The organism is Sporosarcina aquimarina, from assembly GCF_033253705.1.
Lineage (GTDB): Bacteria > Bacillota > Bacilli > Bacillales_A > Planococcaceae > Sporosarcina > Sporosarcina aquimarina.
Window position 1 is genome coordinate 304,767 of record NZ_JAUBDH010000001.1, and the last position, 22,984, is coordinate 327,750.

18 protein-coding genes and 2 pseudogenes are annotated in these 22,984 nt (G+C 43.4%); 15 read left to right on the plus strand and 5 right to left on the minus strand.

Annotated elements, in window-relative coordinates; all coding sequences use genetic code 11:
• The first annotated feature begins 124 nt into the window (after nt 1–124).
• On the plus strand, nt 125–1,036 hold the full coding sequence (locus QT716_RS01450) for a sensor domain-containing diguanylate cyclase (protein WP_317933920.1): 912 nt from the start codon (nt 125–127) through the stop codon (nt 1,034–1,036).
• A gap of 47 nt (nt 1,037–1,083) precedes the next feature.
• Here the strand turns inward: QT716_RS01450 and QT716_RS01455 are convergent, their stop codons facing one another.
• Together QT716_RS01455 and QT716_RS01460 are read right to left on the minus strand one after the other, a co-directional pair.
• A complete protein-coding gene (locus tag QT716_RS01455; protein WP_317933921.1) occupies nt 1,084–2,214 on the minus strand; it encodes a BTAD domain-containing putative transcriptional regulator in 1,131 nt (376 codons plus the stop codon).
• Between the two features lie 156 nt (nt 2,215–2,370).
• Nucleotides 2,371–4,128, minus strand: a complete 1,758-nt coding sequence (locus QT716_RS01460; protein WP_317933923.1) for a sulfatase-like hydrolase/transferase — start codon at nt 4,126–4,128, stop codon at nt 2,371–2,373.
• 219 nt (nt 4,129–4,347) lie between these two features.
• Between QT716_RS01460 and QT716_RS01465 the strand changes: the two are divergent.
• Nucleotides 4,348–4,755: pseudogene (locus QT716_RS01465) on the plus strand (signal peptidase I); the annotation flags it as partial.
• A gap of 86 nt (nt 4,756–4,841) precedes the next feature.
• Here the strand turns inward: QT716_RS01465 and QT716_RS01470 are convergent.
• The gene (locus QT716_RS01470; RefSeq protein WP_317933927.1) at nt 4,842–7,097 is read right to left on the minus strand and encodes a TOTE conflict system archaeo-eukaryotic primase domain-containing protein; all 2,256 of its coding nucleotides are present in this window, start codon (nt 7,095–7,097) and stop codon (nt 4,842–4,844) included.
• A gap of 236 nt (nt 7,098–7,333) precedes the next feature.
• The gene (locus QT716_RS01475) at nt 7,334–7,954 is read right to left on the minus strand and encodes a hypothetical protein (protein ID WP_317933929.1); all 621 of its coding nucleotides are present in this window, start codon (nt 7,952–7,954) and stop codon (nt 7,334–7,336) included.
• A 613-nt stretch (nt 7,955–8,567) separates the two neighbouring features.
• Here QT716_RS01475 and QT716_RS01480 point away from each other — a divergent pair.
• The 6 genes from QT716_RS01480 to QT716_RS01505 all read left to right on the plus strand — a co-directional run bounded on the left by QT716_RS01480 (nt 8,568) and on the right by QT716_RS01505 (nt 15,666).
• Nucleotides 8,568–8,789 (plus strand): heavy-metal-associated domain-containing protein, encoded by a 222-nt coding sequence (locus QT716_RS01480; protein WP_317933930.1) that lies wholly within the window; start codon nt 8,568–8,570, stop codon nt 8,787–8,789.
• 15 nt (nt 8,790–8,804) lie between these two features.
• Nucleotides 8,805–10,697 carry a heavy metal translocating P-type ATPase gene (locus tag QT716_RS01485; RefSeq protein WP_317933931.1) on the plus strand — a complete coding sequence of 631 codons (1,893 nt, stop codon included), beginning with the start codon at nt 8,805–8,807 and terminating at the stop codon, nt 10,695–10,697.
• 12 nt (nt 10,698–10,709) lie between these two features.
• The gene (locus QT716_RS01490) at nt 10,710–11,405 is read left to right on the plus strand and encodes a Crp/Fnr family transcriptional regulator (RefSeq protein WP_317933932.1); all 696 of its coding nucleotides are present in this window, start codon (nt 10,710–10,712) and stop codon (nt 11,403–11,405) included.
• 390 nt (nt 11,406–11,795) lie between these two features.
• A complete protein-coding gene (locus tag QT716_RS01495) occupies nt 11,796–13,037 on the plus strand; it encodes a threonine synthase (RefSeq protein ID WP_317933933.1) in 1,242 nt (413 codons plus the stop codon).
• An 88-nt stretch (nt 13,038–13,125) separates the two neighbouring features.
• Complete coding sequence (locus tag QT716_RS01500; RefSeq protein ID WP_317933934.1) at nt 13,126–14,355, plus strand: dicarboxylate/amino acid:cation symporter; 1,230 nt, start codon at nt 13,126–13,128, stop codon at nt 14,353–14,355.
• Between the two features lie 132 nt (nt 14,356–14,487).
• A complete protein-coding gene (locus QT716_RS01505; RefSeq protein ID WP_317933936.1) occupies nt 14,488–15,666 on the plus strand; it encodes a YeiH family protein in 1,179 nt (392 codons plus the stop codon).
• Between the two features lie 40 nt (nt 15,667–15,706).
• Here QT716_RS01505 and QT716_RS01510 read toward each other — a convergent pair whose 3' ends face one another.
• Nucleotides 15,707–16,624, minus strand: coding sequence for an NADP-dependent oxidoreductase (locus tag QT716_RS01510; RefSeq protein WP_317933938.1), 918 nt, complete (start codon nt 16,622–16,624; stop codon nt 15,707–15,709).
• A gap of 373 nt (nt 16,625–16,997) precedes the next feature.
• On the opposite strand from QT716_RS01510, the pseudogene QT716_RS01515 reads away from it, so the two are divergent.
• The 7 genes and pseudogenes from QT716_RS01515 (at nt 16,998) to QT716_RS01545 (ending at nt 22,948) form a co-directional block, all read left to right on the plus strand.
• Nucleotides 16,998–17,797: pseudogene (locus QT716_RS01515) on the plus strand (DUF3100 domain-containing protein).
• Nucleotides 17,797–18,249: a hypothetical protein gene (locus tag QT716_RS01520; RefSeq protein ID WP_317933940.1), complete on the plus strand. Its 453-nt coding sequence runs from the start codon at nt 17,797–17,799 to the stop codon at nt 18,247–18,249. Before QT716_RS01515 ends, QT716_RS01520 begins: the two are co-directional and overlap by 1 nt.
• Nucleotides 18,250–18,523: 274 nt before the next feature.
• The gene (locus QT716_RS01525) at nt 18,524–18,652 is read left to right on the plus strand and encodes a hypothetical protein (protein WP_317933941.1); all 129 of its coding nucleotides are present in this window, start codon (nt 18,524–18,526) and stop codon (nt 18,650–18,652) included.
• A gap of 23 nt (nt 18,653–18,675) precedes the next feature.
• Nucleotides 18,676–18,849 carry a hypothetical protein gene (locus tag QT716_RS01530; protein WP_317933942.1) on the plus strand — a complete coding sequence of 58 codons (174 nt, stop codon included), beginning with the start codon at nt 18,676–18,678 and terminating at the stop codon, nt 18,847–18,849.
• 293 nt (nt 18,850–19,142) lie between these two features.
• A complete protein-coding gene (locus tag QT716_RS01535; protein ID WP_317933943.1) occupies nt 19,143–20,123 on the plus strand; it encodes an ABC transporter ATP-binding protein in 981 nt (326 codons plus the stop codon).
• A 5-nt stretch (nt 20,124–20,128) separates the two neighbouring features.
• Nucleotides 20,129–21,157, plus strand: a complete 1,029-nt coding sequence (locus tag QT716_RS01540; RefSeq protein WP_398292084.1) for an ABC transporter ATP-binding protein — start codon at nt 20,129–20,131, stop codon at nt 21,155–21,157.
• 27 nt (nt 21,158–21,184) lie between these two features.
• A complete protein-coding gene (locus tag QT716_RS01545) occupies nt 21,185–22,948 on the plus strand; it encodes a peptide-binding protein (protein WP_317933946.1) in 1,764 nt (587 codons plus the stop codon).
• Nucleotides 22,949–22,984 lie beyond the last annotated feature (36 nt).

Genomic DNA, 22,984 nt, shown 5'->3' on the forward strand with positions numbered 1-22,984 from the left:
CGACTTGCTAAACTAGAGGCAACCACGACCTGCTAGTGGATGAAAAAACAATAAAGCAGGTATTTTGTCTGGCGTCTATCCATGGAAAACTCTAAACTAAAAAAATAACAATGGGGTGACTCAAATGGGACTGATTTCCCAATATCACTATGATAATCGCCATGGAGATACAATGTATCACATACTGAATGAATCGTTTCTGATTGCTCACTTGTCTGCTGAAGGTAAGTTTATAGATGCCAATGAAAGTTTTTTAAAGTTGTTTAATTACTCTTTAGACGATTTATATATGAAAGATTGCAATCTTTTACTGAATGGGTATTGGTATGATGTAGAAGGCGTCGCGAAATCTATTCACCAAGGGAAAACATGGCATGGAGAAAGTTGTTTCATCACAAAAGACGGAGACATGAAATGGCTGGAGTCCAATTATATCCCGATACTCAGGAATGATGGCATTGTCGACAAAGTATTATCCTTACATCTCGATCGAAGCCATCAAAAAGAAGCCATCAAATGGCAGCATCTAGCTATGCGTAATGAGTTAACAAATTTACCAAATCGACGTGGTATAATGAACGCTTTGGATTTCCACATAGCTAAAGCAGATTTCAGGTGTACCAGTTTGGGTGTATTGTATATGGATGTCAATCACTTCAAGTTCATTAATGATTCTTATGGACATTGTGTGGGGGATGTACTGCTGCTCGAAATAGGGAGACGACTTTCCAAGGTTCCATTTTGTGAAAATAACATTTTCCATATAAGCGGTGATGAATTCATTGTTTTATTAGAGGATACAGCTGCGATTGAAGAAGCCATGGACAGCATTCACGCCGTGTTTGACGATGAATTCCTAATAGAATCGTTCAAAATAAAAGCGAGTGTGAGTGTTGGCGTGAGCGTCTATCCTGAAGACAGCGATGATCCTAAGCGGCTCATACAACTAGCCGATAGTTCCATGTATGAAGCGAAAATTGTAAGTTGTAGCGCTGACGCCATTCCAAACAGCTGGATTGATAGGCAGGCCGAATAGACAAAGCCAAAAGTGATCGTGCACATCACTTTTGGCTCTCTTTGTTCTCATTTTTTTAACGTTTGATAGAGCTTGGTGACGGAGGGTTCAGGTGAAATTCCTAACTCATCAATTAGTAATTCTTTCATTCGATTATAGACCTTTAACGCTTCTCCTCGATTGCCCATGGATACGTAAAGCTGCATGAGTTGTTGAGTAGCGTAGTCTGAGTATGGATTATGCGTAACAAGCAGTTGTAAATAATGATGCTGTTTGTTGTGAATTTCATTCTTAGCATAGTAATCGACCATAAGTTGCAGTACATGGACTAATTTTTGTCTAAGTGCTGTCGCAATTGGGACAGCCCATTCATAGCCATTCGTCTCCATATAATCCCCGGTGTATTCTTCAACAGCTTTTTCAAATTGCCCAATGTTATCATCTGTTACATTTGGAGAGGTTTCAACTATCTCCTGGAATCGATTTACATCACAGTCAAATTCAAACAAGTTCAATACGTAACTTCCGTGGGAAAAGTGAACAGTGTTTCGATTGTCCCAAGTGGTTAGCTTTTTCCTTAAATAGGACATCGTTGTATGCAACTGGATTTTAGCGCGTTCAAATTCAATATCCGGCCAAAGGCTTTCAATAATGACATCACGCTGTACATGTTTGTTAAGCTGGCTAAGTAAAAGTCCAAATAGCTCTTTTACCTTTACTGTTTTCCATTTCACGACTTCGTCATGATGATAGACGTTAAATTCGTTGAAACAAGTGATTTGAACGGAATTAGATTGACTGTTTGTAAGAAGGGATTCTTTTTCAATGGTTTGAACATCAAGACGGGACTGGATGCGCTGAATCGTTTTCTCCAAACGTTCTTGTATAACAGGCTTAAGTAAATAATCAGTGGAGTCTAGTTCGAACGCTTGAACGGCATAGTCACGAAAAGCGGTTACGAATACTATGATTACGTATGGATTCCAATCAGTGATAAGATCTGCCAAATCTAACCCACTTAATCCGGGCATCTCGATATCTATAAAGGCAACATCAAATTCTAGCCGCTTCAAATCCTTTAAAAAGGAAGTTGTATTCGAGTATTTTGCAACGAGTAGGACGTTGCCTGTTTTTTGTAGTTGCTTTTCCAAGTGCTGTAACGCTAAGTGTTCATCATCCACAATTAGTGCTCGTATCACATCGGATCACCTTCTCCAAACTAGTTATAATGTGTTATATATTTCCAATAATTATCTCAATAAACGCTGAAATTAGCAAGGCGATGTAAAATGAAAAAACGAACTCCCTCTACTTGATGAAGCCGGCAGAGGGAGTATGTCGAGTTTACGGTTTTATTAGTGTGAACCGAATTTCGGAACCAACCGCTTCTGACAACGCTGACCTTCCAGCATCTTTTCGAGTGTCCGCTGAATGGCTTCCGTTTCAGGAGAGCAGCAGCCCGGATCGGCCATGTTTTTCGTCTCAAGTGGGTCTTGTGTTAAGTTATACAGTTCGAATTGGTCTGGAACAGGTTCTGTTTTTACGGTTTCTTCTACGCAGCCGTCGTTTTCGACAAATGTTGTGTCGCTGACGCCAGGATTGGACCAAAACTGTGGATTGTCGTAGTAACGGGCAAGCTTCCAAATCTCAGGTTGACAGTTGGTGCCTGTTTTCAACTTCGTAATAACTGCTTCAATGGAACTTGGTTCGATTACGGCATCGTAAGGTTTTCCAGTAATGGGGTTGGTTTGATGAAGGCCTTTGAACACATTGTCTTCCGTCATGAAATAGAGAGGTTCATCCGCACGGAAAAAGGTGTCGTCTCCATGTAAGAGTGGCGCTAAGTTGCGTCCGACAAGAGGACGGGCATCAGTATGGTCAGTAGCTAGTTTGTGTTGGATTTCAGTTGCGTTAATGTTGGCCAATCCTAGTAAAGTGGGCAATATGTCGACATGGCTCGTGAGTGTCTTCGATTGTTTAGCCTCATTAACTAAGTGAGGGGTGCTGATGATGAATGGAACGTGAATCGATTCTTCGTATATGTTGTACCATTTTTGATAGAGACCGCCATGGGCGCCGAGCTGTTCGCCGTGATCGGAAGTGAAGACGATGATGGTATTGTCGAGAAAACTGGATTGTTGGAGCGCTGTGAGTACTTTCATCAGTTCGTCATCGACTTTTTTCATCAAACTATAATACAACTGGCGATAAAAGTTGTTGTTGATAATCGGCTGCAATCCTTTTGGATAGGTAAGACGGTAACTTTCCTGGACAGATGGTTTAGATGTAAGAACTTCTTTGGTCGTGGGAGCAAGCGGGATATACGGAAGAGTTGGGTCGACTTCGAAATTGTAAGATGGAATAAGTGAGGAAAAGATCCCATAGAGCGCGATGTCATGCGGATTTACAAATGAGCATTGAATGAACCACGGCGTTGTCTTGCCGCAATGTGAGGTTTTATCCAACGCTTCAATCAGTTGAACCGTTTCGGCAGCATAGACTTCGTCCCGGCCACTTGTCCCGAATCCGGCCGAAGAACCAGAGTTTCGCGGATCGGCACCGTGAGGATCTGGCCCAATCCAATCGGAGAATCCGAATGCATCCAACCGATTGCTTTCCCGATAAATCCCTTCGTTCTTTTGGTTGGGCGACCCCGTAATCGTGTTATAACTGGGCAACGCGTCTTTCGTTCCAGGAATCACAATATCTTCTTCGGAAGCATGCCATTTCCCGTGATAAAACGTGTCATAGCCTGCCGCTCTGAAATAATCCCCTGTCGTCGGAACGGTATTCGGATCCAACCAAAACTGGTCCGCATCATACGAGCCTTTCGCTGCGCCAGGCGTTTGAGTAACGCCGTGAAGCGATGGATAATGCCCCGTGTATAAGGACGTCCGGCTCGGTGCACATGCTGTGCTAGCTACATAATGATTCAGGAATGTCATCCCGTGTTTCATCAACAAGTGCTGCGCCACTAAGTTCTTTCGACGCCATTCCTGAATCGCTTGAGTTTCATATACTGGTGGGAACCGATCTTGGTCAACCATTAAAAACAAAATATTCGGCTGCTTCCCCCGACACCCACAGTCACAATTTGCATGGTGTTCTTTCATGAATTTCACCTCCCTGTTTGGTAGTGCTTTCTAGTATATGAAGAGTTGGGGCGTAACGAGTGTGTGCTTGGCCGTGGGAAAAGTAGGATTTATTATTTAAGTCTTGATTGAGAGTCAGTATTATGTATTGGCAGATTGGTTAATTGAAGTGAAAAGCGGTAATTCCTGCCCAAGTGAACTCATGGGAAATAGGGAGAACCGACATCCTTCTTCGGCTATCAACCGTTAACTGTGTTATCCAATAGTATGAATCCCATCTTCAAGACGGGAGATATGCTGTTTGTGAAGAAGGTGGATCCGACGGCAATCCATGAGGGCGATATAATTACGTTCAAAGAAAGTGGCGGCAATTTAATTAATCACAGAGTCGTTGACGTGACTGATAGTTCCGGTGCAATCAGTTTTGCAACAAAAGATGATAATAACAATATGGTCGGTGAAGAGCTTGTTCCTTCACGTAATTTGCTAGGAAAGCAGGTATTCTTCTTCCCGGGCGTAGGGTCTCTAGTGAAGACGATTCAGAGTCCACTCGGGTTACTGTTGGTAGTGATTCTGCCGACAATAGGTTATTTCGCTATAGGGTTATTTAGTCGTAAAGAGGATAAGGTTTCTGTAGAAGGTAACTGAATGTACTCAGCATAATAGTGAAAAAGTAATCCCACATGTCCGAGGAATCGGGTGTGTGGGATTTTTTTAACAGTATCCATTATTAATTAAAACAGACGCATTTGATCGTTTCTTCGTTTGCTTTCCTCGGGGTTACTATATCCCAATCCACGGAATCCTTTTAAGCGTTTTTTTGCCATGGTCACAAGTGTTGGAACATTTCGATCAATGTAATCGTAGACACGGACTTCCTGTTTTTCAGAATGATTCCGATGTAGCCGGCCGACGTATTGGGTAAGAAGTCCTTTTCCTGAAATTGGCATAACGAGTAATATTGTATCAAGTCTCGGGAAATCAAAACCTTCACCAATATACTTTCCGGTTGCGATGATTAGTAATTCTTCGTCATGTTGGATGTGTTTGATTTTACCCAATGCAGTTTCACGTTCCTTCTTTTTCAAATCTCCAGAAAGAACTATGACATTTTTGACAAATCCCTTAAATTGATTTGCTAATACGTTTACATGACCCACGCGCTCTGTCAGGATTAGTGGCGTTCTGCCCTCGTCTAAAGCAGATAATACATCATCGAAAATGAGTTGATTGCGTATTGGGTCTTCTGTCATTTCCGCATACATTTGTTGGAGTGTTTCTGCTTTGGTCCGATAGTTGGTTGGGCGCTCTAGTAAAACATGATGGTACGGGCGGATTTGTGCTTGGATTTTGGCATCTGTCTCATAAAGAATAGGCCCGCATTGCATAGTGATGATCGGATGTAGTCCGTCTTTCCTTTTGGGTGTAGCGGTCAGCCCATACACGTATTTTGCCCGAATGGACTGCATGACGTTTTCAAATGAGAGTGCAGACAGATGATGACATTCATCGATAATGACTTGTCCATACTGTGTGGTGATGGATTGTACGCAACCTTTATAAGTAAGCGATTGTATGGTTGCCACATCAATGACACCAGTTGGCGATTGCTTCCCACTACCAAATTGCCCGATGGAGTCACGGGGGATATCTAGGAATATGGCTAACTGATCCATCCATTGTTTAAGTAATTGAGTGCGATTCACAATGATTAATGTATTGGTATTACGTTCAGCTATTAATGCGGCAGCCGTAACTGTTTTACCAAAGCCGGTTGCTGCGGAAAGAATGCCTGATTCTTGAGATAGAAGTGAATGCAGTGCATCTTGTTGTTGCGGGATCAACTTTCCTGTAAAGGTGACATCAATCGGCTCGCCTGTGAAACGATCTTCCGCTAAGTCAAATCTGATATTCCGTGATGTCATCAAATTCAGCAAGTCATTCTCACAGCCTCTTGGGAGAATTAGGTGAGTTGAGTTTTGTATGAAACAGTCAATTTGTGCTGGAATATTATGTGTAGACAAGCGTTGAGAGCGTGCTTTATAATACGCCGGATTGCTGAAGGAGGCGATACTTTTCATATCCGCTAGTAGGGATTCACTTAGATTCGATAGACATAAGTGAATCCCGTTTTTTCTTGTTGCGGTTAAGGCTGTTGGCGTTTTGATTTCGTTTGGCAAAGACAGAGATGTAGCTTTCTTCAATGCGTTTTCAATCGATTTTTGATCTGCTTTCAAGATGGTGGATAAATATTCCCATTGGTCTCCGATAGGGGTAAAGGTTTCATCCACGAAAACACTATTTCCATACGCGCGGGGATTCCGCTGTAAAGGGAGTGCAATCAGGTTTCCAATACCTCCTTCTTTCAGATAATCTTGGCTTGGGAAAAAGCGGTCGAAAGAGACAAACGTATTGCTATTCTGATTTGATTGAGCAAATTCGAACAATGCCTTACCTAATTCGCGTGCTACTTTTGCCTGAATAGCTTCGGAGAAAAAGATCCATACATGTGCGCCATTACCTGAACGGGAGCGCTCTATATGATAAGGGAGTTGAGCATGCTTACAGCTGGCGGCAAAAGCAAGTGTATCGCTTTTCCAATTACCTTTATCAAAATCTGCAGCCAAAAACCAGCAGGTGTTGTTTGCTAGTAGTGGATAAATGCCGATAGTTTGTTTACCGCTTAAGTGATCGTAAAATGCCTGATCAGATAGGGGTTCATATACATTGTTAGTAGCAGCCGGAAAGTAGATTGATTTTCCATCTTTCGAATTCCGACGAACGGCATATACGTCAGATCGTCCTTTGAATAGACTTCTAAAAAGTCGGATCTTTTCAAGTGCAGGTGATGTAGTCGTCATATAATGCATGTTTGGATTGAACGAAACATCAGGAAGTTGATGTTGAATGACTTTTCTTAAATAATCATTTTCAATTTGAAGTTGATGGCATTGTTCGCATAAGTTCAGATGTTGGTTTGAAGAATCCATAGAGATCCACCTCTCTAGTATTGTTCACTTTTTAGGAAGTCCCTTAGTTAATGGAACGAACCCGTATACTTTACTAGTAGAATACCATGGTTTCTTATAAGGAGAATAGAAAGGATTTAATGCTCCTACTTGGATACCTAGGGGGATATTTATGATTTTATCATTTCTACTTTTAAGAATTAGTGCTCGTATCAATGGCACATCAATTGGTCGAATACCATAATCCGGTTGTTCAATTAAGAATAATGAAAGGTCAAGAACCGTAACACAATGCGAATGGGCGTGTCTTCAAAGAAAACGATAAGAAGAATGCCGCCGACAACTGTCATAGATAGGTAAAAGAGAATGCCATGGAAACCATCGATGGACTTTTGATGATGGATAAGAATGAGCGTAATCGTGAACAGGGGGATGAGAATGAATGCAATGATGAGTGAGATGGATAGAAGGATGGATGCGAGCGGATAGGATTGGGTGAATGTCAGTAAGAAACTTGCGAAGGAAAGAGCGATTGGTATGGCATAGAAACCACCAAGTTTTCTTGTAAGTTCAGATAGTGTTTCAGGTTCTGAAAATAAGCGGGCAGTACTGATATTGGCGATAATGTTGATGACGAATAGCAATAGGAAAAAGATGCTGAAGTAGGACACGAGCTGCAAAGCGGGTACCCCAGGCTCGAGCGATAATCGATAGAGGGCAATCGCTGTCAAAATGATGAAGAGGATGATGCTCAAGACACTGTTTTGAAGTTTGGCGGCAGTTGTATGAAAGTGACCGGATGGAGCTTTGAATTGTTTACTAAGAAATCGCATGAATGCTTTTGTCTCACGTGCTAGTTTTTCAATGCTGTCGTCCACTTTGGCAGGGGGGTATTCAATGGGCTCCCTCGTCTTGAGTGTTGAGAAGGTCGCACCACATTCTGCACAGAACTTGCCGTCTAGTTGCGTGTGTTCGCATTCTGGACAAGTATTTATCGAACTCACTCCTTTGTGATTTGTAGGATCGATGCTAGTTCACACTATGTGACGAGTTGGGGAAATAGAAAGGAATTTTTGAAGTGAGGGTTGGTTGTCGGACACTTGGGGCGTGTTGTCCGACATTGTGGTTGGGTTCTCCGACATTTGTGTGTACTTCTTCATCACATATGGTGATTTCTCCGACACTACGTGGAGTTTCACGATAACGGGACACAATTCAACCTGGTTTAAGGGATTAATTGGTAGCGCTGCGCTTGATTGCATAGGCAATTCCATGTGGCATGGGGAATCGCCAATAGGGGGAGAAACGCCAGCTTGTAGTGGGAAACGGCTGGTTTAGGGAAGGAATGGGCATTAGCAGATGAAGTTTCGGTAGTTTGCATCTATACCTCTTAAATTCTTTTAGCGAACTTGATGTACCTCAAGGTAAGGAATCAGAAACCTTAGTATGCTTAGGTTAAGAAGAAAACAACTACTAAGGAGTGGAGTTAACATGAGAAAAATCACATTGCAATTAGAGCCGTTGTCGTGTCCGTCGTGTATTAAGAAGATTGAAGGGATGTTGAACAAAATGGAAGGCATGACTGAAGCGAGAGTCCTTTTCAATGCGAGCAAAGTGAAGGTTCAATTCGATGAGAAGCGTGTGAGTGCAGAGGTGATTGAGAAATCGATCGCGTCTCTGGGGTATCCGGTTTTATCCAAAAAAGTGGCGTAAGGGAGTGAGGAGAAGATGAATGCGAAACGGACGACTTGGTTGACGGGTATAGCTGCTGTGCTGTTAGCTAGTGCGTTTTTACTTCAATGGATGGGCTATGTTGATGCGCGTAACGTACTTTTGCTGCTGGCAACAGGTGCTGCTGGAATTCCAATTGCGGTGAAAGCAATCCGCTCGTTGAGGATGAAAACATTCAGCATTGAGTTGTTGGTGACGATTGCGGTCATCGGGGCGCTCATTATTGGGGAATACGTGGAATCTGCGGCGGTCACATTCTTATTCATGTTTGGAGCGTATCTGGAGGTCCGCACACTTGAAAAGACACGTTCTTCGTTAAAGAAGCTGGTTGACTTGGCGCCATCCGAAGCGACTCTATTGAAAGATGGAGAGTTGCAAGTGGTGTCTGCCGATTCAATCGAAGAAGGGGATCGGGTCATCATTCGATCGGGTGAGAAGATTGCGATTGACGGACGGATCGCTGCGGGACGTGGGTTGGTAAATGAGGCAGCAATCACGGGGGAATCGGTGCCTGTTTCAAAATCGATTGAAGATCAGGTGTTTAGCGGAACAATTGCTGAAAACGGATATTTGGAAGTGATTGCGGAACGAGTTGGGGAGGATACCACGTTCGCGCGTATCATAGAATTAGTGGAAGAAGCTCAAGAATCCAAATCTATAACACAGAAGTTTCTAGATCGCTTCGCATCGATTTATACACCGATGATTGTTGTGCTGTCTGTCATTGTCTACCTGTTCACACGAAATATTGAAATGACACTTACATTCCTCGTCATCGCGTGTCCGGGTGCGTTGGTTATTTCTGCACCGGTATCGATTGTCGCAGGGATTGGAAATGGTGCAAAGAAAGGTGTTCTCGTTAAAGGCGGAGACATCATGGAACGTTTTGCGAAAGTAGATGTAGTCGTTTTTGATAAAACAGGGACACTGACTCAAGGGAAGCCTGATGTGATAGACATGCATGTATGGGGAATGGATGAACGGGATTTTCTAAAACAAATTGCAGAAGCTGAGCAAGTTTCGGAACATCATTTAGGGCAAACGATTGTCAAGGAAGCGCGTAAACGAGGAATCGTTCTCGCCAATGCACCGGAAGATGTAGAAATTGTTGAAGGCGCTGGCATTCAAGTGAATTCTGGAAAGCGTCAAGTCGTTATTGGGAATCGGAAATTGATGCAGAAGAATGATGTACGGATAGAGAAAGCAGCACAAGAGTATGCTGCGGAGCGGGAACACCTAGGAAATACTGTCGTATTTGCGGCAATCGGCGGGGAATTGGCTGGCCTGGTTTCCATTGCGGATCAAGTCAGACCTGAAGCGAAGGATGCGATTCAGCAGTTAAGGAAAAATGGTGTGAAACGAGTAATTATGTTGACTGGAGACAATCGAATGACTGCTGAAGGTATCGGGAACGTACTTGGGTTGGACCAAGTTCATGCAGAATTGCTGCCGGCAGATAAGGTTTCTTGGATTCAAAAGCTTAAAAAAGAAGGACATCGTGTGGCAATGGCGGGCGATGGCATCAATGATGCACCTGCAATTGCTGCGGCAGATATTGGAGTTGCGATGGGCGAAGGCGGTACGGACATTTCCATGGAAACTGCTGATGTCGTACTGATGGCAGATAAGTTGGACCAATTCGCACATGCGTATTCGCTATCAAAAGCGACTGTTCGGAACATGAAACAAAATACAGTGTTTGCTGTAGGTACAGTGGCTTTGTTACTGGCGGGTGTATTGCTCGGTAAAGTCTTTCTAGCTGCAGGTATGCTCATTCATGAAGCGAGTGTATTACTCGTTATTCTGAACGCAATGCGTCTTCTTCGGTATACTAGTAGGAAGCCGGAAGATAGGAAAAAGCGTGATCGGAAACGCTTATTAGTAGAGTGAGGAGTGACAAATATGGTTGGCAGAAACGCATCGGGGAATGAAATGGAACACAGTTGCATTCAACGAGTCCCTATTTTTAATCATCTAGAAGCGACAGAAATGCTGGAAGTGGCAAAACATGCACATTCTGAAACGTATCGGAAAGGCGAGACGGTTTACAATGCGGGGGAGCAGTCGAATGGGTTGTATATCGTGCATAAAGGGCAAGTAAAGGTGTACCGACTCGCAGAGAATGGCAAAGAACAGCTGATTCGAATACTCAAACCAGGTGAATTTACAGGGGAGTTGTCCCTTTTTAAAAGAACTGAGCATGACGCCTTTGCGGAAACGTTAGCGACCACTGAATTATGTGTGATGGATCGGGACGATTTCCAGTCCTTTCTTATGAAGTATCCTGAAGTAGCACTTAAAATGCTATCAGAGTTCTCAACGCGCTTGCAAGTGGCTGAGCAACAAATGACACGGAATTCTTTAGAATCAGCAGAAAACCGCATTGCGATGTATTTGGCTGAACTGTCGCTGCAACAACAATCTGAAACGATTTCGCTTCCAATCAGCCGGAAAGACATCGCTTCCTATTTAGGCACGACGCCGGAAACGGTGAGCCGAAAGCTTGCTGAATTTGAAGACTTGGGAGTAATTCGCCAGGAAGGTCAGCGTAAGATTGGTGTTTTAAATCTGGAGAAATTACAGGAATACAGCTTGTAGAAATGAATAACGGCATTACCCAAAGCATCGTTGAAAACTAGTCAATGATGCTTTTAACTGTCAATAGCTACTGCATCGATATCGGGATTCGAGAGTTGTTACTGTTACATTCCCGGCAACGATGAAATAGTTGGATGAGAGTAGTACATGTACGTGTGAATAGATAGGATGAAGCGAGCTTCTCAGGTAAATATGTCGCTGAGAAGCTTTTTTATGTGCAATATTCTTTGATTGGCTACGTCGTGATTACTCAATGAATAGATATTGACGGCATCATATAACTGAATAATCAGACATATATTGATTCAACAATTAGAATTGCAACTTGTACAGAATTATAAAACTGGGAATTTGACTATAACGAGTTGCTTGAAGAAGGGGTGGAATCAGTTGAAATTCAGTTATGTCTCGCATCTTCAATGTCCGAAGTGTGATAAGCAGTACAATGCTGGAGAAAAGCATCAGTTATGTGAATGCGGATCGCCTTTGCTCGTTAATTATGATTTAGAATCATTACGCGACATCTTGAAACCGGAAGATCTGATAAAAAGGAAAGCAGATTTGTGGAGATATAAGGAATTACTTCCTGTGCAGCGTGAAGAGAATATCGTGACTTTGGGGGAGGGGATGACTCCTTTAATTCCGATGGAACGGATAGGGGCTGAAATGGGCATACCCAAGTTGCATATGAAAGATGAAGGGATTATTCCTACAGGTACATTTAAAGCTAGAGGTGCTGCGGTAGGTGTGTCAATGGCTAAAGAATTAGGTATCCCGGAACTTGCGATGCCAACCAATGGGAATGCGGGTGCTTCTTGGGCACTTTACGCTGCACGCGGAGGAATAAAATCGACGATTGTTATGCCGGTGGATGCCCCGAAGATTACTAGAAATGAATGTGCAATTGCAGGAGCGAATCTTTACCTTGTGGATGGACTAATCAGTGATGCGGGGAAAATTGTGGCTCAGACTGTACAAAATCAGGGGTTGTTTGACGTTTCGACACTGAAAGAACCGTATCGAATTGAAGGAAAGAAAACGATGGGCTTTGAGATTGCAGAGCAGATGGACTGGAAAGTACCCGATGTAATTTTATATCCGACAGGTGGCGGTGTCGGGCTCATCGGTATTTATAAAGCATTAAAAGAACTGCAGACGCTTGGATGGATTCCTGAAGGAAAACTACCTAGATTGGTTGCTGTACAATCCGACGGTTGTGCTCCAATTGTGAAGGCATGGCAAGAAGGAAAAAAGGAATCTGAGTTCTGGGAAGGCTCAGAAACACTCGCTTTTGGCATAAATGTCCCGAAAGCATTGGGTGACTTTTTAGTGTTGGAATCGCTTTATGAAACAAATGGATGCGCGATCGCGATAGACGATGCCACAGTTTTAGAAGAGCAAAAAAGGATTGCGGAATTAGAAGGCGCTTTCGTTTGTCCTGAAGGAGCTGCGGTATTCGCAGCAGCACGCCGATTACGCGAACAAAATTGGATTAAGGAGGAGGAAGTCGTTGTTGTCCTGAATACAGGCGCGGGAATAAAATATCCGGACACTGTCGATTTTGAGCTTCCTACACTACAGCCGGGGGAGTTGATAACGAAGACAGAGGTTTTGATTGAAGACCAGGAATGAACGGGGCCCCTGGTCTGTCCTATTCGGTTGCAAGCGTGACAGATTAAGATGATTTGCAAACGCTTACAAAATGTTAGGAAGGGGAGAAATGATGAAAATCAAAGGGAACTTGTTGATGCAAATCTTTATCGCTTTTGTAATTGCTATTCTTTTAGGTATTATTTTCGGCCCATCCATCGAAGTTATCAAGCCATTGGGCGATTTGTTTTTACGTCTGATTAAGTTCATTATCGCGCCGCTCATTTTAGCTTCGTTAGTTGTGGGGGTTGCGAGTACAGGTGATCCGAAACAATTGGGCCGCATCGGTGTTAAAACAATTTCTTACTACTTGGTGACGAGTGCCATAGCGGTTATGATCGGTTTGGCATTTGCTTATGCTATTTCACCAGGAAAAGGGATTTCGGTCAGTACACCGGAAGCTGCGGCTGAAGTGAATGAGACAGATGGGGTAATTGCTACTTTACTCAACATCATCCCAGATAATCCATTTACAGCGCTAGCTAACGGGAACATTCTGCAAATAATCTTTTTTGCGATATTCGTAGGTCTGGCAATTACGTTAGTGGGCAAAAAAGCTCAACCTGTCTATCAATTCTTTGAGGGTTTTGCAGAGATCATGTATAAAATCACTGGAATCGTTATGTGGTTTGCTCCAATTGGAATATTGGGTTTAGTTGCTCCGGTTGTTGGAGAATATGGAATAGCCGTGCTGATGCCGCTGCTGAAAGTGATTATTGCAGTCGCAATCGCCTGCATCGTTCATGTGATCTTTATTTACTCAATGGCGGTCAAAAAGTTTGCTAACATGAGCCCGATAAAGTTCTTTAAAGGGATGGCGCCGGCAAGTATCGTTGCATTCAGTACATGCAGCAGCGCGGGGACATTGCCTGTGACACTGAAAAATACTCAAGAGAATTTAGGTGTCTCAAGAAAGATCAGCAGTTTCGTATTACCGCTAGGCGCGACCATTAACATGGATGGTACGGCAATCTACCAAGGTGTGGCGGTTGTCTTCATTGCGCAATTCTACGGTTTGGATTTATCGTTCTTACAACTACTCACAGTAGTCCTCACTGCTGTCTTGGCATCGATTGGTGCTGCTGGTGTACCGGGGGCAGGTGTGATCATGCTTGCGATGGTGCTGACTTCCGTTAATATGCCACTCGAAGGAATTGCATTAGTAGCGGGGATTGACCGGATTCTAGACATGTTCCGCACAACGGTTAACATTCTTGGTGACGCGTCGGCTTCTGTTGTGGTTGCAGCAACGGAGGATGAGTTATGGGTCGATGAACCGGAAGAAGTACAGCCAAGCTGAGGAAAGCACTTCCATTAAATTGGTGTGAAAGAATAATTTAACCTGCCGGCAAGGGGATTGCTGAAAGTCCTCTTGGCGGTATACTAATCTCCTGATATGATGAAGACGCTGATAACGCGAAAGGGAGATAGTATGGGGAAAATCAATAATAAGAATCAAACAGATAGAACAGATCGCATTCGTAGAGTAGTTGTCCGTGTGCTGCCGGGGATATTGTTATGTTTAGTAGTGACGCTAACAGGAATTTACGCGGCAGATCTGATTGGCAAGTTGATAGTTGCGTTGAATTTATTGCCGGAAGGAAGCGCAAGTCCTGTATCGGGGATATTTGTCGCGATACTTATCGGAATTATCATTCGGAATACGATTGGATTACATACCGTTTTCCTAGAAGGCGTCACGTATTCCGTCAAATATGCATTGCGTGCCGGGATTATTTTGCTTGGTCTGCGCCTAAGCTTGACTGAAGCATTGAAACTGGGCGCATGGGGGCTGCCTCTAATTATTGTCTGCATCTCATCAGGGCTGCTCGTCACACTCTATTTTACGAAAAAGATGAATCAATCGAACCGACTTGGGACATTGATCGCTTGTGGAACAGGGATCTGCGGCGTCACTGCAATCATGGCGGTTTCACCAGTCGTTAAAGCAAAAGAAGATGAAATTTCTTACGCCGTTGCGAATATCACGATATTCGGGTTGGTAGGTATGCTGTTCTACCCGTACTTGGCGAACATCTTTTTTGCGGGTGATGCTATTAAAACGGGGTTATTCTTGGGGACGGCGATTCACGATACAGCGCAGGTTACCGGTTCAGCACTTATCTATAGTCAAATGTACGATATGGAAAAAGTAGTGGATGTCGCAACGGTTACAAAGTTAACCCGAAACTTGTTTATCATCGCTGTCATTCCGCTTATTTCGTACTTTTTCTTTAAAGGTGCAGGTAAGAACGAAGACGGTACGGAATACCAAATTCCAAAGTGGTATAAGTTAATTCCGGTATTCGTAATCGGGTTTTTAGCACTGGCATTGGTCAGGACAATTGGAGATTGGACAGCAGCGAATAACGGTTCAGCATTCGGGTTCCTGACGCTTCCGACATGGGAAGGCTTCTACAATTCCTGGAGTTCATTCGGTTCCAAGTACATGCTTGGAATCGCAATGGCCGGCGTTGGGTTATCAACGAATTTTAAAGTCTTTAAAGGATTGGGTATTAAACCATTCTACATTGGGTTGATTGCCGCTGTTTCAGTAGGACTTGTGAGCTTACTCCTGATTTCGTTTTTCGGTCATTTGATTGTTATTTAAATACGAGAACCCCCTTTCATGTAGCGAAAGGGGGTTCGTTTTATTCCAACGTCAATACTAGTTTTCCGCGAGCATGGCGGGTTTGCGTCTTTTTCAATGCTTCCAGCCCTTGTTCGAATGGGTAGGTTTGTTCGATGACCAGTTGGTATGTACCATCAGCAATTTTTTGAATCACTTCTTCCACTTCATTACGTACATCTACTTTATGTGGAACGAATGCAGCGTGGATGCCGCGTTCCGGTTCGATGCGATCACCAGATATCGTAATGACAGTTCCGCCATCTTTGACGACGTGCATGCTGTCAGTCCCAGTTCCCGGTTGAATCGCAATGGCTGCGTCTACGCCATTTGGTTGCCACTCGCGGATTTGATCAGCCCAGTTCGGGTCATTGTAGTCGACGGTCGTTTCTGCGCCAAGTGATTTCATATAGTCATGATTTTTAGGAGAAGCAGATCCAGCCACTTTCCATCCGCGCGCTTTTGCAAATTGAATCGCGAACGTCCCGATTGCGCCGGACGCACCAGCGATAAAGACAGAATCTCCAGCGTTTAAATGAAGTGCAGTCAACGCGCGTAAAACAGTATTTCCCGCAACGGGAACGGCCGCTGCTTCAGCAAATACCATATTCTCGGGAATAGGAAGGATGAGTGAATCTTGTTGAACGACTGCAAACTCAGCCCACGTTCCGCCTTTAGGCTGCATCATACTGACAAAAGCAATGCGATCGCCTTTTTTGTATTGAGTCACTTGACTGCCTGTATCTTCGACAATACCGGCGGCTTCAATGCCAATCGGATAGGGATAGTTCATTTCTTTCGGTAAGAAATAGGAATCATGAATGCCAACACCGACTGCTTTCACGCGGACGAGCAATTCATCTTCATGGATAGTCGGGACATTCACTTCTTCAAGTGCAATATCATCTGTTGCGGCACTCCGTTTAACAAATGCTTTCATGTAGATGCAACTCCTTTATTAAGATTTTAGTAAATTCAGTATATCATATTGGAAGTGTTGTAGTCGGGTTCATGATTTTAGAATTTATCCGGAAGATAGAGTGTCGAGGGTTTATTTATTAAGTGAAGAGGCCGTATTGTATTTTTTTTAGTACCATTTATTAACGCTTTAGCAAGATGAAATTTATCTTTCAATTAAATAAATTATATAGTATACTGCGTATCATAGTTTTTTAAGATTGCATACGTATTCATTATCGTGTTGGATAAACGCTATTACACGCGTGTGTAGTTTTCAGTCTAATCAGACATTGAGTTTTGACGATGTTTTTGTTGCAGAAACAAAATGTGTTCTATACGAAAGGGGAAGTTCGATGGAGGAGAATGAAAGTGTAGTACATGGAATGTGGAAAGATTGGCGTTTGCATGCGGTTGTTTTAGGAATTGTTATTATATGTGAATTAATCGGAACGTATAAATTTAGTGTCGGACCGGGCGTCGTGTTGCTATTGCCGATGCTGTACGCTCTAGTCATCGGAATTCTTTTGTATTTCACGCCTGCAGTAAAAGAACGCCAGGCAAAAAATGAGGAACCTATCATTGTATTGGGGGTCGCGCTGCTGCTAGCTAAGATCGGGTGACAATTGGACCGTCTCTTCCAGACGTTATTGCAGCTGGTCCTGCTCTGTTGCTGCAAGAGTTGGGGAATCTAGGGACGATTTTGTTAGCATTGCCCGTCGCAATTTGGCTCGGTTTAAAACGGGAAGCGGTTGGAATGACGCACTCGATCGGACGTGAGTCGAATGTCGGTCTGATTATGGATAAATTCGGAATGGGGTCACCGGAAGGCCGTGGCGTCATGGCTATGTACATATTTGGAACTGTATTTGGAGCAATATTTTTAGGATTGATTTCCGGTTTACTTGCGACCATTACGCCATTAAGTCCGCTGTCCTTTGCGATGGCGTCGGGTGTGGGAAGCGGAAGTATGATGGCGGCGGCGAGCGGTTCACTAATCGCTGCATTCCCCGATATGGAACAGCAGATTATTGCCTTTTCGGGTGCGAGTAATTTATTGTCCACATCGACAGGTCTTTGGGTTAGTATCTTAATCGGGTTGCCGCTCACTGAAAAAGTGTATAGCTGGATGACCCGGAATAAGGAGGGGTACTGATGCTGAGGAATATCCAAGAGTGGATTTTAATTTTGGTGATTGTGGGTGTTCTTTCAATTGTCGGCAACTATGTAGGGTATGACATTATGCCGCTTGCTGCAGTTCCGGGGATGGCTATGCTGATTGTCATTTGTTTGGCTGGTTTTATTCTTAAAGAGATTATTCCGTTAAATATTCCGAGCATTGCTTACATTTCCATTCTCGGTGTGATTGTTTCGATGCCCTGGTTTCCGGGAGCGGATCTAGTCGTGAAATGGACGACTGAAGTCAATTTGTTAGCGCTGACGACACCGATTCTAGCGTATGCTGGCATTGCGATCGGCCGGTCGTGGTCCGATTTCGCCAAGCTTGGCTGGCGGACGCTGATTGTTGCAAGTCTTGTCATGATTGGTACGTTTCTCGGCTCGGCCGTTGTTGCGGAAATCATTTTGCGCTTTCAAGGAATCATTTAATAGAAGGAGAGGGATTCAGCTGCGCTTTGCGTGGGTGAATTCCTTTTTTGTTGGGCTTGGATAGTGTTGTCGATCAGTTCGTGTGTAATGTGCGTAATTAGTTGGCGGTTGTCCGACATTGGGCGGGGGTTCTTCATCACAACTATGAGTTTCTCCGACATTATGTGGAGTTTCTCGATAACGGGAAACAATTAATGCGAGGTTAAGGGATTAATTGGTAGCGCTGCGCTTGAATTTGAGTGGGCTATCTTGTTGCGCTGGGGGAATCGGAACTATGACGGTGATTATAGGCAATATGGTGTGTGGAATCGGAACAATGCAGGGGGGTATCGGCATTATGAAGCGAACAATCGGCACTATGGGAGAGTTAATCGGAAATAGACTACAATTCACGCGAGGTTAAGGGATTAATTGGTAGCGCTGCGCTTGACTTGGGAGGGCTATCTCGTTGTCCCAGGGGAAATCGGAAATATGGGGAGGGTTATCGGCAATATGGTGTGTGGAATCGGAACAATGCAGAGGGGTATCGGCATTATCAAGCGAACAATCAGCACTATGGGAGAGTTAATCGGCAATAGACTACAATTCAATCTAAGTTAAGGGATTAATTGGTAGCGCTGCGCTTGTTTTGGATGGGCTATCTCGTTGCGCTGGGGAATCGGCAATATTATGATAAATATCGGCAATATGGCAGTGGAAATTGCCTACATTAGATTTAGAATCAGCTAAAAGGTTCAATTGTCGGAGCTAAAATAAGTAGTTTTGAAAGCGCTCTCTTAGTTCAGAAAACTCATTGTTATCTTAATTTCTATGTGTTAAGATAAATGCCATCATATAATCATGATTATAAATTGATTATGATTAATATACTACATATTGAATGAGGTGAATGAATGGGAACTCCAATTTTAGATGTGAAGCAACTGAGGACATATTTTTACTTAGATGATGAAAAGGTTGCGAAGGCGGTGGATGATGTATCGTTTGCAATTCGTCCGGGTGAAACGGTTGCGATTGTTGGTGAGTCTGGGAGTGGGAAAAGTATGACGGCCAACTCTGTCATGGGGCTCATCGGCAAACCGGGTAAAATTGTTGAAGGAAAGATTGAGTTAAACGGTCGTGAATTAACTGGTTTGACTGAGAAACAAATGACGTCCATTCGAGGTAAGGAAATGGCGATGATTTTCCAAGAGCCGATGACTGCGTTGAATCCCGTTTTCACAGTGGGAAATCAGATAATAGAAATGTTAAGAAAACACAAGAAAATGAGTAAGAAACTTGCGAGGGAACAAGCAATACACTTACTTGAAGTAGTAGGTATTTCCCGTCCTGACCAAATTGTTGATGAATATCCCCATAGACTTTCGGGCGGTATGCGCCAGCGTGTCATGATTGCAATTGCCATCTCCTGCCAACCCAAACTGCTCATCGCAGATGAACCAACTACTGCACTCGATGTTACCATCCAAGCACAAATCCTCGCGCTACTCGAAGACATGAGAAAGAAAATGGACATGTCGATTCTAATGATTACTCATGATTTAGGTGTTGTTTCTGACTATGCGGATCGTGTCATTGTTATGTATGGCGGTCAGGTCGTTGAACAAAGCACAACAAAAGAGCTTCTGCGCAATACAAAACATCCGTATACACAAGGACTCCTGGATAGCATGCCTGATTTGTCCACGAACGTGGATAGATTGAAGACAGTTGCTGGAACTGTGCCTGCTGCTACCGAATTTCCTGAAGGATGCAGATTTGCTTCGCGATGTCCTTTTGTGATGGAGAAGTGCGTTGCAACGAATCCTGAATTGATTGAAGTAGGTCATGGTCACCAAGTCCGCTGCCATCTATACGGGGAGGAAACACTATGAAACTAATGGAAGAAGTGAACCAAGGCGTTGCCACGAAGAATTTATTGGAAGTGCGGAATTTAAAAAAGTACTTTCCTATCAAAAGCGGAGTAATCCAGCGCACCACTGGACACGTAAAAGCGGTGGATGATATTTCTTTTCACATACGTGAAGGGGAAACCCTAGGAATTGTGGGGGAGTCCGGATCAGGAAAGTCTACGCTAGGCCGTGTCATCTTGCGCTTGTTGAGTTCGACTGATGGTGAAATTATTTTTGACGGAAATGACATTACCCAAATAAAAGAAAAAGAAATGAAAGGCTATCGTAAAGATATGCAAATCATCTTTCAAGATCCGTTTTCATCGTTAAATTCGAAAATGAATGTCTATGAATTGATCGAAGAAACGCTAGTTGTACAAACGAAGCTGGTGAAAGCTGAGCGGAAAAAGAAAGTGGAAGCGATTGTAGAGAAAGTCGGTCTGCGAATAGACGATCTCCAGAAATATCCCCATGAATTCTCTGGGGGGCAACGACAGAGAATCAGCATAGCCCGCGCACTTGTCAATAATCCTAAGTTTGTCGTGTGTGATGAACCAGTTTCTGCACTCGATGTCTCGATTCAAGCGCAAGTGCTGAATTTGATGATGGATTTGCAAGATGAACTAGGATTGACGTATTTGTTCATCGCTCACGACTTAAGCGTAGTAAAGCATATTAGTAATCGCATCGTTGTGATGTATTTAGGAAGAGTTGCGGAAATCGCACCGAAAAACAGCCTTTACGATACTCCGAAACATCCGTACACCCAAGCACTGCTAGACTCCGTATCTGTCGTAGACCGTGGAGAGAATCGAACAATGGATCGAGAAAAAATTGTGTTAAAAGGAACAATGCCCAGTCCTGCTAACCCGCCTTCCGGATGTGCCTTCCGCACGAGATGTCCATTTGCGTTTGAACGCTGCAGCGAAGAACGCCCAGAGTTAACTGAAGTTGAAGAAGGACACTTTGTTGCGTGTCACTTACACACTGCGGATTCCAAAAAAGGAATCTACTAATATGGCACAGTGGAAAGGAGACGAAAGATGAGGAAAAATAGTTCAAATAAAACAGCATTGAAGATGAAGTTTGTAGCTTTGATCCTGATGCTTGCTGCATGTGGAAATGGTGAGGATAGAGGACCTACTTCTACTGCAGGCGCACAAGGTGAACCCAATGAGGGCGGCATTGTTGTTGGTGCGATGGAAACAGCACCTACGGGGATGTTTAATCCGATTTTTTACGAAGAAGGGTATGATGAAGCAATTCTTCGTATTACGCATGAGGGATTGGTTGGACAAAACGAAGACTTGGAATTCATTCCGAAGCTTGCAAAAAGCTGGGACATGAATGAAGACCAAACCTCGATAACTTTTCAGTTAGAAGAAGGGGTAAAGTGGCATGATGGTGAGGAATTTACGGCAGAAGACGTTGTGTTCACTTACCAAACGATGTCGGATCCTGATTATGTTAAATCAGGAGGATTCAGAACTGAGTATGTACAAGATTTAAAAGGATATGATGCGTATAACACAGGGGAAACGGATGATTTTGAAGGTGTTGTTGAAGACGATAAGTACACAGTTACTTTTAACTTCGAAGAGCCTAATGTCACTCCGCTTTATACAGCAGGCTTTCAAATTATACCAAAGCACGTATTTGACGATATTCCAATCGCTGATATTCCTAAATCTGATGCCTCGCTAAAAGGCGGATCAATTATCGGAACGGGACCCTTCAAACTTACGAAAATAGTAGATCGTCAACAATATGTTTTTGAACGGAATGATGACTATTGGCAAGGAAAACCTCACTTGGACAAGATTGTTTATAAAATTGTTGACGAAGCCATCATGACAGGTTTACTAGAGAATGGCGATATCGATTTTGTAGCAGATCCAAACGGTGTTTCTCCAGCAGATTACAAAACAGTGAAAAAGATAAAGGACATGCAAATTATCGAACAGCCTGAGTTCGGAAACCAATTCTTAGGTTTCAAGATGAATCATCGAAGTTCTAGTGACATTGAAAGTCGTACAATCAACCCTGACAATTGGACAGTAAATGAAAAAATTGCAGATCCGAAAGTTAGGCAAGCGATTGCTTATGCGGTGAACCGTGAAGGAATCGTCAATGGATTGTTGTATGGAAAAGGTAAAAAAACGAATTCAACAATTGCCCAGCAATTTTGGGCATATAGCGAAGATGGTGTAGCCGATTATGAGTATGACGTTGAAAAAGCTACTCAATTATTGGATGAAGCTGGATTTATCGATAAAGACGGAGATGGTTTCCGTGAAAATCCTGATGGTGAGAAATGGGTGCTGAATCTCGACTTCCCGACTGGAAATAAAATTCGGGAACGTTCTGCTCCACTTATAAAACAGCAGCTGGAAGAAGCAGGAATCCAAATCAATATGCGTCAGCCTAAAGAAATGACAGCATATATCGACGGGCTCGAAAACCGTGATAGCGATTGGGACCTTTACCTGCTTGGTTGGGCGCTAAGCAGTCATGACCCCGATCCAGCTAGTTTATGGTCAGCGACAGCACCTTATAACTATTCACGTTGGAACAATCCGGAAGCGGACGCTTTATTGGAGAAAGCTATGAAAGCGCCAGCCGCTTTTGAACAAGAGAATCGAGCGGAAGTATATAAGGAATGGCAAGCACTGTTTTCAGAAGATTTACCTGCCTTATTTTTATATGTGAAAGACAACTTATGGGTAATGAGTGACCGTGTCGAAGGAATAGATCCGCTGCCATTCACTATTATGAATAACACACATGAGTGGTGGGTCACACGGTAAATCAAGTAAACCTGCCGGCAGTCAAACCGGCTGAGA